Origin of the sequence: Maribacter luteocoastalis, assembly GCF_048890225.1 — a bacterium.
GTDB lineage: Bacteria > Bacteroidota > Bacteroidia > Flavobacteriales > Flavobacteriaceae > Maribacter > Maribacter luteocoastalis.
In genome coordinates, this window is sequence record NZ_JBMFZG010000013.1 from 44,920 (window position 1) to 60,240 (window position 15,321).

The window sequence follows — 15,321 nt, forward strand, 5'->3', positions numbered from 1 at the left end:
CCTAAATCACTACGTAGTTTTTTAACACATTTAGAAAGCGATTTCCAAAAAAAATAATGGAATAAACAAAAATCCGCCCAAGGTATACCACATGAACCTTGGGCGGATACTAAGGAAAACCAAAACTAACTAAGCAGAGAGAATACCGAAAGTAACCTTAGCATTTACCCGGTATTCGGATATTTTATTATTCTTTACCGATACTTGCATATCTTTTATGTAAACCGACTTCACATCATTTACCGTTTTAGATACTTCATTAATAACATTTTGCACAGCATCCTCAAAACTTACTGTTGAGTTGCCTAAGATCTCTATTACTTTTAATACGGACATAACTATTTATTTTTAGGATTAATTATTATTCTTAATTCAAGGGTTTTTCTGTTAAACATTATAATAGAAGGTTTGTAAATAATGTTCGTTAAAACTCAAAAGCGGAACCCTACCATAGGACTCCATTTTTTTTACTTTGTCCCTATGTATCAATTTGCTTAAAAAACCTTCTTTTTTACGTTCTAACATCACTACCAAATCTGCCCCTATATCACCTAAATAAATTCGCAAAGAGTCAAAGATGTCATCCGAAAAAATAAGTTTGAACTCTATTTTAGAATAAAGAAACTGACTCTCCAACATATCCCTGAACCATTCCATTTGCATATCTCCAGCATACTCATCCCTTGTAGAAACATGTACTATCTTTATTTCTGCATCCAATGGTTCTGCAAATTCTACTAATTTTTGAATGGCATGTATATCCTCCTCCTCAAAATCTGTAGCATAGACCACCCGTTTTATAGGCATATAACTAGCATCGGCAGGAATAGCCAAAACAGGACATGGCGCTTTTTGAATGAGGGCATTGGTGGTGGTACCAAAAAGCAAATCAATCAATTTACTTTCACCCTTCATACCAACAATTATCATTTCTGCATGCCAATTGTTGGCTGTATCCAATATACCGTTAAGAATAGTGCTATTTTCAACCGGTTCTATCTGTAAATTTTTAGTACGCCAATCTTTGCCCAGGTGTTCTGAACAAAATTTTTCCAACTTAACCCTAGTCGCTTTTTTAGCCTTTTTCTGAAGTTTGGGTATATCATCCAAAACTACGCTATCCCCAATTATTGGAAGTCCAAAAATATGGCAAACCACCAAACGGTAATTTAAACTTACACTCAATTGATGGGCATATTTTAAAGCTGCTACGGCGTTATCTGAGAAATCGGTTGCGTATAGAATTGCTTTCATAATTATTTACTATAGAAGTACGTATGGTACTGTTTAATTTCTGTTTCTCGGGTCTCTAGGGCTTCTTGTGGTCCTATTGCTTCGCCCCCTGTTTGCATTATGTTCCTCATGATATCTTTTTATATCATCATCATGGTAATTCCTAATTCTTTCATATCGCGAACGCCTCAAGTCCAAACCACGATATTTTGGGGGCAATACGTTTCGGCGTATCCAAATACCACCATCTAAGTAGAGATAGGTTCTTGCCGATAAATCATAATAAATATGAAACTCCGGAAAATAGATATAACGTACCACTTCCAATCGATTTGGGTAAAACCAAGGTGGAGGTGGACTACTTGGCCTAGAGGATATGACAACCGGGCCACAACTCGCGACTAGTAAAATACTGGCTACAATAAAAATATTCCAAATAGATTTTAACTGTTTCATCACCTACAATTTCACTCAAAGGAAAGAATGGGATACTTGCTATGGTATGATTTAGGTCATTTTACAAAAATTAAGACATAAGAAATAAAAATGATTAATTTCAAGACTACTAATAACAACACTGCTATCTCTTTTCAAACCTACCCGTTTTCTTGGTAAGTTCTACTCTGTATACAACGCCCCTCATAGCTTCAACATATTTTTCTTGGGCATCGACCATTGAATTTTGAACTGTAGTAGAACCTGTCATAATAGGCGTTATCCTATCCATTATTATTTCCATACCCGCCTCTCGTTCATAAGGTGTAGCAAGTTCCTCAAAATTGCCCCAAGCTATCACACTTCTCCAGTTGCTCATATTCTCCCTAATATCTACCTCCAAACAAATTTTTGGGTTTTTCCGCATCATGTCTATTTTCATGCCTTCTGTACTATGCCCATAAATATATTTACCATCGTAGGCGTAGGTAATTGGAACAACGTAGGTTACATCATCTGCATGACAACCTAATCGGCCAATAACCGTGCTGTACAATACATTTTCAATTTGGCCACTTGTTAATTCTCCTAACATTTTGGTATTGGTTTTAAATGGTTCTTCTTTTACTTTAAAATCCCATCGAAATGAATTTCCATAAAAATAATAGCATACGCCATGAAACTGAAATGACGAATATCATTTTAGGTATGATTGAGTATAGATAGTTTTAAAATGTAAAAGAGCATATTTCCATCGATTTAAAAATCAATATGAAACCTATGTTGGATAAAAATGATAAAACACCCTCAACTAATGGGCAAGGATCCAAAAAACCAAAAGGAGGGTATGGTTTTAGTTGGTTTTACATTATGCTATTTGTGATGATGCTTATATTTTCCATTATATCAAATTCCTTGACAAACCTTAACGAGATTGACTGGAAAGAATTTGAATTAACCATGTTGAAAAATAATGAGGTAGAAAGAATTGTTGTTGTTAATAAAGAAATTGCAGAAATATACATTAAGAAAGACCTTCTTACTACCGAAAAATATAAATCTATTGGCAACAAACCCTTTAAATCTAATTTAGGACCTCATTATACACTACAAATAGGTTCTGTAGAAGGTTTTGAAAGCAAATTGGAAAAGGCACAAAAAGACTTTGACCCAGAAGATAAAATTGCTGTACGGTACACTACAAGAACCAGCCTTTGGAATATATTACCGTGGATCTTCCCTATTTTGATCCTGGTTTTATTCTGGATACTAATGCTTAGGCGAATGGGTACTTCCGGGGGTACCAATAGCATCTTCAATTTTGGAAAGTTCAATACCCAATTAATGGAAAAAGGAAAAAAAAGCACGGTAACCTTTCAAGATATAGCTGGGTTAAAGGAGGCTAAAACTGAAGTAATGGAAGTCGTAGATTTTCTAAAAAATCCTGGGACCTATACCAAGTTAGGTGCTAAAATTCCTAAAGGTGTAATGTTAGTGGGACCACCAGGAACTGGAAAAACCTTAATGGCAAAAGCAGTTGCCGGGGAAGCGGGTGTTCCTTTTTACTCTATCTCTGGTTCAGAATTTGTAGAAATGTTCGTTGGTGTAGGTGCATCAAGAGTACGGGATCTTTTCAAAAAAGCAAAGGAAAATGCCCCCAGCATAATATTTATAGATGAGATAGATGCGGTAGGCCGTACACGTGGAAAAGTAAATGCATTTCAGGCAAACGACGAAAGGGAAAGTACCCTTAACCAATTATTGACAGAGCTAGATGGTTTCGGTGCCAATACGGGCGTAATTGTTTTGGCAGCAACCAACCGCCCAGATGTTTTGGATAAGGCCCTTTTAAGGCCTGGCCGTTTTGACCGCCATATCTATTTGGAACTTCCCAATAAAGATGAACGTATAGAAATCTTTAAAGTACATATTAGGGGCATAAAATTGGATAAAAATGTAAACTTGGATAAGTTGTCCTCACAAACCCCAGGGTTTTCTGGGGCTGATATTGCCAATATCTGTAATGAGGCCGCTTTAATTGCCGCTCGAAAAAAGAAAAATACCGTAGAACAGGAAGACTTTATGGATGCTCGAGACCGCGCTGTGGGAGGATTGGAAAGAAAAAGTAAAATTATTTCTGCCAAGGAAAAGGAAATTGTGGCCTATCATGAAGCAGGACATGCCGTAGCTAGTTGGTATTTAGAACATGTAGACTCCTTGGTAAAAGTATCAATAATCCCTAGGGGGAAATCTTTAGGTTCTGCATGGTATTTACCAGAAGAGCGGCAGCTTGTTTCAAAGAAACAGTTTATGGACCAGATCTGTGCCTCTTTGGGCGGTAGGGCCGCCGAGGAAATAATTTTTAACGAGATTACTTCTGGCGCCCTGGACGATCTAGAAAAGACAACCAAGCAAGCCTATACCATGGTAGCCTTCTACGGCTTGGATGAGGAAATTGGCCCCATTAGTTTTTACGATTCTACCGGACAAAATGAACGTCTTCTAGGAAAACCGTATAGTGAGCACATGGCGCAATTGATAGATAAAGAAGTACAAGACCTCATAACCACAGCGTACGAAAGAACAAAACATTTATTGCAAGAGCATAAAAGTGAATTGATAAAACTAGCAGAACTATTACTTAAGCAGGAAGTAGTGGATGAAGAGGACTTAGAGCTAATTCTAGGAAAAAGAATGACAGAGCTCTTAGCAAAGGATAGCATTTAGCTACTTATCAATCATTTTTAAATTTCTACAATGCTAAATTTTAAAAAATAGGTATCTAAAAATCATCAATTAAAAAATAGAATTTGAGTCATTACCAATTAAAATAAAATATCATGGAAAAAGAAATTATCTATAATGAGAACTTACACTTTGAGCATAAACAATGGCAGTCTGAACTTGCCTTTTGGGAAGATGAACTAAAATCCTTTACTAAAAGACTAGAGGAATTGGTTACGAAATGGACAAAGAAAGAGGTGTTGACCCAACTAGAACATTTTCAAAATGAATTTATTCTCCAAGATGGTATAATTGATAAGCTCCTAGAAGAAATCGAAATTCATGAATCACGTATTGCTGGTCAAAGCCTTACCGGTGAAAATGCGATTGACACCGTTTTAATGAAAGGACATCTTGATTTTAGAAATAAAATGGAAACACAAAGACAAATTTATGCTGACCTTAAAAAGGAGTTCTTTAAGTTCCTAACTAAATATATGTAATGAACACTTCTAATTGCTTTATTTATTTAGGCTTTAAAATTTTGATACCCTATTATTTTTTTTTGAAAGATGATACGTTTGGGTATACCTATTTAAATTAAGTAAATATGACACTTTCATTTCTGACAATTATCATTTATCCCACATTTGGACTTCGTTATATTTAGCTAAATTTGGAGATATCTTTAAAAAAAGATACCCTATATCCATTTTTAGTAGCATGGTAAAAAATAAGACAACGGCGAACACTAACGAAAGCGATAAAACTTCACAAAAAGATAAAGACGCTGTTAAAGAAAAAAACTTCTTAATTGTGGGTATGGGTGCGTCTGCTGGTGGCCTTGAAGCCTTTAAATTATTTTTTGAGGGGATGCCGGAATCTCCCAATATGGCCTTTGTTTTAGTGCAACATTTAGACCCAACACACAAAAGTCTTATGGTGCCACTTTTGGAAAATCACACAAAAATGCCGGTTACACAGATAGTTGATAATACAACAGTGGAAAAAAACCATGTGTACATTATACCTCCAAATAAGGATTTGGCCATTTTTAAGGGGATATTACATTTATTAGAACCTACAATGGCTAGGGGTTTTCGAAGGCCTATTGATTTTTTTCTACGTTCTTTAGCTGATGACCAAATGGAAAAAGCTGTTGGTATTATCCTATCTGGAACTGGCACGGAAGGTTCATTAAGCCTAAAGAATATAAAAGGAAATGGTGGTCTATCTTTAGTCCAAGACCCAAAAAATGCAAAATACGATGGCATGCCTACAAGCGTTATAGCTGCTGGTGCTCACGATTTTATATTGCCCGTAGAGGACATGCCTAATTTTCTTCTAAATTATGCGAAAAACAGAGGGTTTAAACCAGAAGAAATAGTTAAACCGATAGATACAGCAAAAGAACAACTTGAAAAGATTTTTATTCTACTAAGAAATGAGACAGGTTGCAATTTTGGGGATTATAAAAGCAGTACGGTAGTTAGGCGCATAGAAAAAAGAATGGCGTTGAACCAAGTAGACAAAATAGATAACTACATTAAATATTTACAAAAGAACAGAGAGGAAGTTCAAAAACTGTTTAAAGAACTTTTAATTGGTGTTACCAGTTTTTTTAGGGATATTGAAGCTTTTGAAGAAATTGGCAAAACAGTAATTCCATATATCTTATCCACAAAAAATGAAGGGGATACCATTAGAATTTGGGTACCTGGTTGTTCTACTGGAGAGGAAGTCTATTCCTTGGCAATTCTTTTTAATGAAGCTATTAGTGCAAATAAGCAAAAATTAAAAGTTCAAATATTTGCATCTGACCTAGATGACAATGCCATAAATTTTGCTCGCCAAGGAGTTTATCCAGAAACAATTTCTACAGACATAAGCGAAGATTATCTAACAAAATATTTTGTAACGGGTACGCATACCTATCGGATAAAAAAAGAAATACGGGATCAAATAGTATTTGCAGAACACAATCTTATTAAAGATCCACCATTCTCAAAATTGGATATGATAAGCTGTAGAAATTTACTGATTTATCTAAATGCAGATGCACAAAAAAAGGTATTCGCCTTATTTCATTATGCGTTAAATCCAAAGGGAATTTTATTTTTAGGAAATTCTGAATCCCTTGGCCAATATGAGTCCGTTTTTGAGGTACTAGATAGAAAGAATAAAATATTTAAGTCCAAAGATGTTAAGCTAGAAAAAACACCAAGAATCGATCAATTTTACCATGACCATTTATTGCATAGATCTACTGATACACCCACTACTAAAGCAAAATGGAATACAAGTGTTGCCTCTATTACGGAAAAAACGCTTTTAGCCAATTTTGCACCGCCCTGTGCCATAATAAATGGATCTGGTGATGCCATCTATTTTTCAGGTAATACTGGAAAATACTTACAACCATCACCTGGCGAGGCAAAGTTAAATATTGTGGACATGGCTCGTGAAGGCTTAAAAGCTGATTTAAGGGCATTGATCTCAAAAGCAAGAAAAAGTTTAGCTATAGAAACCCGTGAAGGCGTTAAAGTTAAAACCAATGGAAAAATCCAGAATATAAGGCTAACTATAAGGCCATTAAAGGAAACCGGGCTGGAAAAAAACCATTGGATGGTTACTTTTGAAGATATAGACAAACCCGATCCCAGTACAACAAATAAGGTCATTAAAAGTGAGGAAACTACCGAACTAGTAGCCTTGGAACAAGAACTGGCAGCAACAAAGGAATATTTAAGGTCCACTATAGAACAATTGGAAATATCCAATGAAGAATTAAAGTCCTCTAATGAAGAATTACACTCCAGCAATGAAGAACTTCAAAGTACCAATGAAGAAATGGAGACATCCAAAGAAGAGTTAAAAAGTGTAAATGAAGAAATAATTACTGTAAATACAGAGCTACAAGGTAAAATAGATGAGCTAGCCCAGGCATATGATGATATGAACAATTTGTTGGCAAGTACCGAGATTGGAACAATTTTCTTGGATTCCAAGCTTAAAATAAAGCGCTTTACACCTTCAATGACAAAAATAATCAACCTAATAGAAACAGATATTGGTAGATCCATAGAGGATTTATCCTCAAATCTTATCTACAGTGGTATTGCTAGTGATGCAAAGACCGTACTTGAAAAACTTATTCCTTATAAAAAATCGGTAAAAAGTAATGATGGTATCTGGTACCAAATGCAAATAATGCCCTATCGTACTTCAGAGAATGTTATAGAAGGGGTTGTAATAACATTTGTTGACATTACCCAAGAAAAGCAAATGGCAGACCAATTACTTGATTTTAAGGAGAAGTATGAGCATTTATTGGAAATGACCCAAACAGTGGTGTATACCCAGGATAGCAACCTGTTATATACAAGTATGGCCAACATCCATCCAAATTTCCAATTCAAGGATATGATTGGAAAAAAAGACACGGACTTTTTTAATAAAGAAGATGCTAAAAAGTTGGCTGCCATTAAAAGAAATGTTTTAAAAATAGGTAAACCAGAAAGAGAAACGATATCCTTAGAAATTGGAGGAGAACTACATTATTTTGACCTAATGGTTAGACCAGTATTCAAAGATGGTACCATTAACGGAATTGCCTGTTCTTCAATTGATGTGACAGATCTTACGGTTACCGAACAGGAATTGGCGGAAATGAAAAGAGGTGAAAATGGAAAAAAATGAGGATGAAAATAGAAGTAAACTTCGTTCCAGGGCAGAAAAGGAGGTAAAAAAGAATCTAAATTCAAAACTTGACCTGACCTTGGACAAGGCTAGGTTGCTTATGCATGAATTGGAAGTGCACCAAACAGAATTGGAAATGCAGAACCAGGAGTTACGTGAGGTTCAGCATCGTTTGGAAGAATCGCATGATGAATATACAAATCTTTTTGACTTTGCCCCAGTTGGTTATTTGGTATTAAATGAAAAAGGGGTAATAGAGAATATTAACCTTACCGCATGTACCCTAATGGGGGTTGATCGTCTACGGATTTTAGATAAGCCTTTTTCTGCATTTATGTCCATAGGTGAATCCAAAACACTTTTTCTTAAACTTCGAGAAGCCTTTGATATTGGCTTTATAAAGCCTTTTGAATTAGTAATAAAAAAGAACCGATATGATACTTTTACCGCACTTGCACATATCACAATTACAAAAAAAAACGGAAACAATCCTGTATGTTTATTGGCCTTACAAGACATAACAGAAATTAGGGAGGCAGAAGCAATTCAACAGCATCATAAAAATTTACAATTAGAAAAAGAAAAAATACAACAGTACCTTGAATTGGCACCTGTTATTTTTCTATTGCTTGATAATGAGTATAAAGTTCAGCTGATCAATAAAAAAGGGTGTGACCTTCTTGGCTTTGGGAAGAACGAGATAGAAGGAAATCCTTGGTTTGACTATTTTACCACCACAAACCATGAGCAGGAAAACCTTGAAGAAAAAGGGTACTTTAAAAAGAAAAGGGTTTTGGCATCCCCATATTTTGAAAGTAATGTGCGTTGTAAAAATGGGGAAATTCGCCTAATTGGATGGACAAATACCACTTTACATGATAACAATGGTAAAAATATAGGTACACTAAGTGCAGGTGAGGATATTACGGAAAGAAAAAAAATGGAAGCCTCCATGCAAAAATATACCGATTTATTGGAGCAAACCGTTGAAAAAAGAACTCAGGAACTAAGCAATGCACTTGAGGCAGAACAAAGGATAAATGAAATCAAAAGTTCTTTCATCTCTATAGCATCGCACGAATTAAGAACACCCATTACAATCGTAATGTCCTCTATTATATTACTGGAGAAATACAATCAGAAAGGTCTTTATGACAAAGAACCAAAACATATTGCACGCATTAAAACCTCTGTAAACCATTTCACAAATATTCTAAACGATTTTCTTTCTTTAGATCAATTGGAAAGAGGAGATGTAAGAATACACCGAGAAAAATTTGATTTTGCAGCGTTTATAAATGAAATTATAACAGAATTGGAAGTGTTGCAAAAAACAGGACAACAAATTAGTTATGCCAATAGACGGCCACAGTACATAGTACAGGATCGTAAAATATTACACCATATCATATTAAACCTTCTTTCCAATGCCTTAAAATATTCAGATAAAACGGTAAACATTTCAAGTGTTTTACAAGCAAATGGGTTAAAAGTAGTAATATCAGATTATGGTATGGGAATACCCAAAGAAGACCTAGATTATATATTCACAAGGTTTTTTAGGTCTAAAAATGTAGAAAACATTCAAGGAACAGGCTTAGGACTAAGTATTGTTAAGCGTTATTTAGAATTATTGGGTGGTACTATTTCTTGTACAAGTGAGCTAAATGTGGGGACAACCTTTACAATGATTATACCAACTGAATAGTATTATGAATAACTCTCTTATAGGTAATAAGCTATAGTGAGGTATTAAATATAGTAATGAATTTTCTTACTAATAGAAATTTAACTATTTTAGAATAAATAATAGAACGTAGCGTAAAATCCCCCTAATATCAATAACCATTATAACTCTTATGGCTACTATTTTTCTTATCGAGGACGATTCCACCATCCGGGAGAACACGACTGAATTCCTTGAAATGGAAGGCTACAAAGTAAAGACGGCCACAAATGGCAAGGAAGGCCTGGAAAAGATGTCTGTCTATAAACCAGACCTAATTGTTTGTGACATTCGTATGCCAGAAATGGATGGTTTAGAGTTACTTGAGAAATTGGGCCTACATACAGAACTTAAAACAGTACCACTAATTTTTTTTAGTGCTAAAAGTGAAAAAAAGGATATTTCCATTGGGTTAAAACAAGGTGCTTTTGATTACATTGTTAAACCATCGGACCTGGATGATCTACTGGCATCCATTAAGCGATGTTTGCTTCAAAGAAAACAGTTATAGAGAACGGTTTAGGAAAATAGGTAATATATGTTCTGCTATAAAAGGTCAAACCCATCACCAACAAAACAGTCAACCTGTCTGGCATCACCAACTTCTTATTGTGATTATAATCGGAAAATTGTCAATCCTTAATTTAAATCATCTGCCAATTCCCCAAAATAAAAAATAAACAGTCTTACCAATACACTTGTAAATCATAAATTACTGCCAAGTTGTTACCTCTAACTTTTATACCCTGGTTTAACCGTCAGGTACTATAAGTAAAAACAGTTGTGAAAAAATCTTAAAAAAAATCAATCCTGATATACATCATTTTCAACACCCCTACCCTGCCTTAATTTTGAACCATTAAAATAGTAATGAATTAAAACTATATATTATGAAAACAGATGTAGAAATTAAGGAAGATGTATTAGATGAGTTGGCTTGGCAACCAAATATTAATGAGACCGAAATAGGTGTTATTGTAGAAGACGGCATCGTAACTTTAAGTGGAGTCGTGAATAGCTATGCTAAAAAAATTGCAGCAGAAAAGGCGGTAAAATCTGTAATGGGGGTAAAAGCCATTGCGGGTGATATCGAAGTAAAATATGGCGATGAATTTAAAAAGACAGATAAGGAAATTGCCAAAGCCGTCGTAGATGCCATAGAGTGGAACTCTGCAGTACCAGAAAAAGACATCACCATTAAAGTTGAAGATGGTTGGGTATATCTTTCTGGGGAGGTTAAATGGGAGTATCAGAAAAATGCCGCAAAACGGGCAGTTCAAAACCTTCTAGGGGTACGCAATGTTAGCAACAACATAAAAATTAAGCAAAGTGTTAAACCTGTTGAAGTAAAGGACAAGATTAAAAGGGCCTTTGAACGTGCAGCAGAATTAGATGCCAACAATATTACCGTAATCGCAGATGGCCATACCGTAACTTTATCTGGTAAGGTTCATTCCTTAAAAGAAAAAGAAGATGCCGAAACTGCAGCTTATAAAGCACCTGGTGTTTACCACGTAGAAAACAATTTAAGGGTAGACTATTCTGCGGAATATGCTTAATATAAGTGAGGTATCACTTATATCAATCCTTAAATTTTATAATGGCGTTAGGAATTATAATTCTTAACGCCATTATTTATTTGAATAAAATTACATCCTATACAGGTTTTAAAAATAGGCTAGGCATGATGCAGATCATTTTATATGGGAACCCTTAAAAATACCTTTACAATAATCCAAATGGTAGGATTGAGAAACTGGTAGCTATAAATTTTTCATTTGAATACTATAATGATTAGGCTTATAAATTTAGATCTACCTAATAGGCGTATTTAAAAATATTATCATGAAAACAGATGCTCAAATTAAAAAGGATATTTCGGAAGAGCTTGTTTGGCATCCCAATATAGATGAAGCTCAAATAGGCATTATTGTTGAGGATGGTGTAGCCACACTTACAGGCTATGTTAATGATTACACTACAAAATTAGCTGTTGAAAATGCTGTTAAGGGTGTAGCCGGCGTAAGGGCGGTAGCTACGGATATTGATGTTAAGTTTAGTGAAAACTATAAAAAAACAGATATGGAAATTGCAAAAGCCGTAGTAAATGCCCTGGAGTGGAATACCTTAATACCAAAAGACAGCATTATGGTAAAAGTTGACAATGGCTTTGTATACCTTTCTGGAAGCGTACCTTGGGAATACCAAAAAAATGCCGCAAAAAACACCGTTGAAAATCTTATTGGTGTCAAAGGTGTTATAAACACCGTTCAAATCGACCAAAATGTAAGTACGGTTGAAGTGAAGGAAAAAATCAAAAACGCATATAAGCGTTCCGCATCTATTGATAGTGCTAAAATAAATGTTACTGTAGATGGCAGTACCATAACATTAGCGGGCACCGTTACCTCCATTATAGAAAAAGAGGAAGCAGAAAAAGCTGCATATCTATCGCCAGGTATTACGAAGGTAAAGAACGAGCTTAAAGTGCAATATTATCCAGAATATTCTATTTAAACCATAAATACTTATCAGTAAAACAATAGCTTAAACCTTAGTTATGGCACTTATGGGAAACATTATTGAAATATCACATGCTGATAAAGTATTGTTTCCTCTTTCTGGAATAACAAAAACTGATTTATATTCCTATTATAATGAGATAGCCAAATTCATACTGCCCTATTTAAAAGATCGCCCACTTACCATTCACCGTTTTCCAGAAGGCATAGGCAAAGTAGGGTTTTATCAAAAAAATGCCTCTGATTATTTTCCGGACTGGATTCAACGTGCCAAGGTCAAAAAAAAGAATGGTTGGGTAAACCATGTGGTTTGCAACTCAAAGGAAACATTATTATATCTTGTAAATCAAGGGGTTATCACCTTTCATATCGGCTTGAGTAAAATTGACATGATAGATTATCCTGACAAAATAATTTTTGATTTAGACCCACCTGGTAACGACTTTAAACCAGTTGTTAAAGGTGCACTCATTATACGCGAGTTTCTTGAATCTCGTTTAGGGCTTTCATCAATGGTTATGACGACTGGATCCAGAGGGCTTCATTTGGTAATTCCCATTAAAAGACGAGTACCATTTGATGTGGCACGCGAATTCACAAAAAAAATAGCAAAATATCTTTCCTTTATACACCCAAAGGAGTTTACCACTACCATAAGAAAAGAGCATCGTAAAGGGCTATTGTTTATAGACTATTTACGCAATTCGTATGCACAAACAGCAGTTTGTCCATTTTCTGTACGGGCTCTAGAAAGAGCTCCAGTGGCACTACCTTTATCTTGGGAAGAACTAAATAGTTTGTCCTTAACAGCAAAATCGTTCCCTATTTCCAAAGTTCTGGAGAGACCAGAATCGCAAATGGATCCATGGGCATCAAATCTTGGTAAATCGCAGAGTCTAGATAACCCAATCCATTTTATGGAAGAGTTGGCGAACAAATGTTTAGAGATTAAATGATACGTAAATAGAACTACTTATGTCACAAAATAAAATTTCAATACTTAAAAATAAATCAAAGCCCCTAGATAATGCTTTGGATTTAGACCCTCTTTTAGAAAAACTATCAGATTCAAGATTAGTTTTATTGGGTGAGGCCTCTCATGGTACGCATGAATACTATACATGGCGAACCGCCATTAGTAAAAAACTAATTACCGATTATGGTTTTAACTTTATAGCTGTTGAAGGTGACTGGCCAGATTTTTATAGGGTAAATAGATTTGTAAAACATTATACTGAAAATAGTGATTCGGTCAAGGTTTTAAAAGAATTTAATAGGTGGCCTACATGGATGTGGGCCAATTGGGAAATGGAGGCTCTGATTGGTTGGCTATATAACCACAATGAAAAAACACCGGCGAATAAAAGAGTTGGAATTTATGGGTTGGATGTATATAGCCTCTGGGAGTCTATGGAGGCAATTATTGATTATTTACAAATACATGATCATGCACTATTACCTGCTGCCAAAAGGGCACTAGGTTGTTTTGAGCCTTATGGGGATGAAATGGGAATGGCATATGCCAGATCACTGCAACGGTATTTACCTAAAACTTGTGAAAACGAAGTGGTATCGCTACTAAGCGATATAAAAAAAAGGGCGCCAAGCTTTAACACAGATATAGAAGCCTCATTAAATATTGAACAAAACGCCTATATAGCAAAGAATGCTGAAGCGTATTACCGATCTATGGTTACCGCCAACCAAAGTTCTTGGAACCTACGGGACTATCATATGATGGATACCTTAAAAAGGCTGATGAATTTTCATGGTCCCAATACCAAAGCCATCATATGGGAACACAACACGCATGTTGGCGATGCTAGAGCAACGGATATGGCACTGAACGGATCTATAAATATTGGACAATTAGTACGTGAACAACTCAATGAACTTAACCCAAAAATAGTTGGTTTTGGCTCCTACGAGGGTACTGTTGTTGCGGGATCAGAATGGGGCGCCCCAATGCGAAGTATGCATGTGCCCAAAGCCATTGAAGGCTCTTGGGAGTATTTATTACATCATACGGGTAAAGGAGATCAACTTCTACTTATGGATGATTTGAAAAATGAGATTGAATTTAACCAATTAATTCCCCACAGGGCCATAGGTGTGGTCTATCATCCGCAATATGAGCACTTGGGCAACTATGTGCCTTCTATGTTGCCGGAAAGATATGATGCCTTTATACATATAGACAAATCAGAAGCGCTACATGCCATGAACATTTTTATAGATAAAAAACAATTACCGGAAACATACCCTTGGGCATTTTAATACTCTTGCAAGTGTAAGGGGTAAATCCGCCTAAATTTAATACAGGAGGAATGAAACAACAATCCTTCTTTTAATAGTAGTTCAAATTCCTCCTTGGTTGGAGTAATCATAATAGGTTTTTCATGACCGTAGCTTTCTGCAAAAGTCTGTATTGTTGTAATAGAATCTAACACAGCTAAGTTTTTGGGTAGGTCAGCTCTAGCTATCGAAAGCATATCCTGACTATTTTTTGTAGCAATCAAAACTTCCCAAGTTTGGGCTTCTATTTTGGTGTTCAGGATTAAATGGTCTTTAAAAGGTTTTAAAATGTTATTTGGATCAATGGTAAAGAGTGTATCCCAAAGTACAATGGTAGAAACCAACGTATCCAACATATCTTTAAATGGAAAAGATTGTTCCCAGGTATTGATGTAAAGTTTACCATTTTTAAGTTTAAAATCCTTGTTATTGGATACCTCATCCTTAGTAAGTTTTAACAAAAATTCCTTTCGCTTAATAAATGAAATATCACTAACATAAAGACTCGCACTATCCTTTGCACACCAATATATACCCCTAAATGCCATAGGGATTTCAGATAGGGAAATGGTATTTTTGGGTTGAGCTTCACCAAATACAATGGGTGGTTGGCAAGAGATCAATACAATTAGGAATACGAAACTCAGCTTTATACGGAAACCCATAACATTTGGAGGTTAACCTTCT

The 15,321-nt window shown here is 35.4% G+C and carries 14 protein-coding genes; 9 read left to right on the forward strand and 5 right to left on the reverse strand.

Going from position 1 to position 15,321, the window contains the following annotated elements; translation table 11 throughout:
• Positions 1–129 precede the first annotated feature (129 nt).
• From ACOCEA_RS17570 to ACOCEA_RS17585, 4 genes are all read right to left on the reverse strand, one after another.
• On the reverse strand, positions 130–336 hold the full coding sequence (locus ACOCEA_RS17570; protein ID WP_420757584.1) for a dodecin family protein: 207 nt from the start codon (positions 334–336) through the stop codon (positions 130–132).
• Between the two features lie 51 nt (positions 337–387).
• Positions 388–1,254: a universal stress protein gene (locus ACOCEA_RS17575; protein ID WP_420757585.1), complete on the reverse strand. Its 867-nt coding sequence runs from the start codon at positions 1,252–1,254 to the stop codon at positions 388–390.
• Positions 1,255–1,287: 33 nt separating this feature from the next.
• Complete coding sequence (locus ACOCEA_RS17580; protein WP_420757586.1) at positions 1,288–1,689, reverse strand: hypothetical protein; 402 nt, start codon at positions 1,687–1,689, stop codon at positions 1,288–1,290.
• 124 nt (positions 1,690–1,813) lie between these two features.
• Entirely contained in the window at positions 1,814–2,263 is a 450-nt protein-coding gene (locus tag ACOCEA_RS17585; RefSeq protein ID WP_420757587.1) for a pyridoxamine 5'-phosphate oxidase family protein, read from the reverse strand.
• Between the two features lie 176 nt (positions 2,264–2,439).
• On the opposite strand from ACOCEA_RS17585, the gene ftsH reads away from it, so the two are divergent.
• The 9 genes from ftsH (at position 2,440) to ACOCEA_RS17630 (ending at position 14,616) form a co-directional block, all read left to right on the forward strand.
• Positions 2,440–4,395, forward strand: coding sequence for an ATP-dependent zinc metalloprotease FtsH (gene ftsH, locus ACOCEA_RS17590; RefSeq protein ID WP_420757588.1), 1,956 nt, complete (start codon positions 2,440–2,442; stop codon positions 4,393–4,395).
• 113 nt (positions 4,396–4,508) lie between these two features.
• On the forward strand, positions 4,509–4,895 hold the full coding sequence (locus tag ACOCEA_RS17595; RefSeq protein ID WP_420757589.1) for a hypothetical protein: 387 nt from the start codon (positions 4,509–4,511) through the stop codon (positions 4,893–4,895).
• Between the two features lie 220 nt (positions 4,896–5,115).
• Positions 5,116–8,091 (forward strand): CheR family methyltransferase, encoded by a 2,976-nt coding sequence (locus ACOCEA_RS17600; protein WP_420757590.1) that lies wholly within the window; start codon positions 5,116–5,118, stop codon positions 8,089–8,091.
• Complete coding sequence (locus tag ACOCEA_RS17605; protein WP_420757591.1) at positions 8,078–9,799, forward strand: sensor histidine kinase; 1,722 nt, start codon at positions 8,078–8,080, stop codon at positions 9,797–9,799. Before ACOCEA_RS17600 ends, ACOCEA_RS17605 begins: the two co-directional genes overlap by 14 nt.
• Before the next feature lie 151 nt (positions 9,800–9,950).
• Positions 9,951–10,328, forward strand: coding sequence for a response regulator transcription factor (locus ACOCEA_RS17610; protein WP_420757592.1), 378 nt, complete (start codon positions 9,951–9,953; stop codon positions 10,326–10,328).
• Between the two features lie 379 nt (positions 10,329–10,707).
• On the forward strand, positions 10,708–11,376 hold the full coding sequence (locus ACOCEA_RS17615) for a BON domain-containing protein (RefSeq protein WP_420757593.1): 669 nt from the start codon (positions 10,708–10,710) through the stop codon (positions 11,374–11,376).
• A 286-nt stretch (positions 11,377–11,662) separates the two neighbouring features.
• Positions 11,663–12,334, forward strand: a complete 672-nt coding sequence (locus ACOCEA_RS17620) for a BON domain-containing protein (protein WP_420757594.1) — start codon at positions 11,663–11,665, stop codon at positions 12,332–12,334.
• Between the two features lie 43 nt (positions 12,335–12,377).
• Positions 12,378–13,295, forward strand: coding sequence for a non-homologous end-joining DNA ligase (gene ligD / locus ACOCEA_RS17625; RefSeq protein ID WP_420757595.1), 918 nt, complete (start codon positions 12,378–12,380; stop codon positions 13,293–13,295).
• Between the two features lie 19 nt (positions 13,296–13,314).
• Positions 13,315–14,616: an erythromycin esterase family protein gene (locus ACOCEA_RS17630; RefSeq protein WP_420757596.1), complete on the forward strand. Its 1,302-nt coding sequence runs from the start codon at positions 13,315–13,317 to the stop codon at positions 14,614–14,616.
• Here the strand turns inward: ACOCEA_RS17630 and ACOCEA_RS17635 are convergent.
• Positions 14,613–15,299: a hypothetical protein gene (locus ACOCEA_RS17635; RefSeq protein ID WP_420757597.1), complete on the reverse strand. Its 687-nt coding sequence runs from the start codon at positions 15,297–15,299 to the stop codon at positions 14,613–14,615. The two genes, ACOCEA_RS17630 and ACOCEA_RS17635, sit on opposite strands and share 4 nt — an antisense overlap.
• Positions 15,300–15,321 lie beyond the last annotated feature (22 nt).

Excerpts from the sequence above, each read along its gene's own strand:
- ACOCEA_RS17570 (WP_420757584.1), bottom strand. The coding sequence starts at position 336 with ATGTCCGTATTAAAAGTAATAGAGATCTTAGGCAACTCAACAGTAAGT.
- ACOCEA_RS17575 (WP_420757585.1), bottom strand. The coding sequence starts at position 1,254 with ATGAAAGCAATTCTATACGCAACCGATTTCTCAGATAACGCCGTAGCA.
- ACOCEA_RS17580 (WP_420757586.1), bottom strand. The coding sequence starts at position 1,689 with ATGAAACAGTTAAAATCTATTTGGAATATTTTTATTGTAGCCAGTATT.
- ACOCEA_RS17585 (WP_420757587.1), bottom strand. The coding sequence starts at position 2,263 with ATGTTAGGAGAATTAACAAGTGGCCAAATTGAAAATGTATTGTACAGC.
- ftsH (WP_420757588.1), top strand. The coding sequence starts at position 2,440 with ATGAAACCTATGTTGGATAAAAATGATAAAACACCCTCAACTAATGGG.
- ACOCEA_RS17595 (WP_420757589.1), top strand. The coding sequence starts at position 4,509 with ATGGAAAAAGAAATTATCTATAATGAGAACTTACACTTTGAGCATAAA.
- ACOCEA_RS17600 (WP_420757590.1), top strand. The coding sequence starts at position 5,116 with ATGGTAAAAAATAAGACAACGGCGAACACTAACGAAAGCGATAAAACT.
- ACOCEA_RS17605 (WP_420757591.1), top strand. The coding sequence starts at position 8,078 with ATGGAAAAAAATGAGGATGAAAATAGAAGTAAACTTCGTTCCAGGGCA.
- ACOCEA_RS17610 (WP_420757592.1), top strand. The coding sequence starts at position 9,951 with ATGGCTACTATTTTTCTTATCGAGGACGATTCCACCATCCGGGAGAAC.
- ACOCEA_RS17615 (WP_420757593.1), top strand. The coding sequence starts at position 10,708 with ATGAAAACAGATGTAGAAATTAAGGAAGATGTATTAGATGAGTTGGCT.
- ACOCEA_RS17620 (WP_420757594.1), top strand. The coding sequence starts at position 11,663 with ATGAAAACAGATGCTCAAATTAAAAAGGATATTTCGGAAGAGCTTGTT.
- ligD (WP_420757595.1), top strand. The coding sequence starts at position 12,378 with ATGGCACTTATGGGAAACATTATTGAAATATCACATGCTGATAAAGTA.
- ACOCEA_RS17630 (WP_420757596.1), top strand. The coding sequence starts at position 13,315 with ATGTCACAAAATAAAATTTCAATACTTAAAAATAAATCAAAGCCCCTA.
- ACOCEA_RS17635 (WP_420757597.1), bottom strand. The coding sequence starts at position 15,299 with ATGGGTTTCCGTATAAAGCTGAGTTTCGTATTCCTAATTGTATTGATC.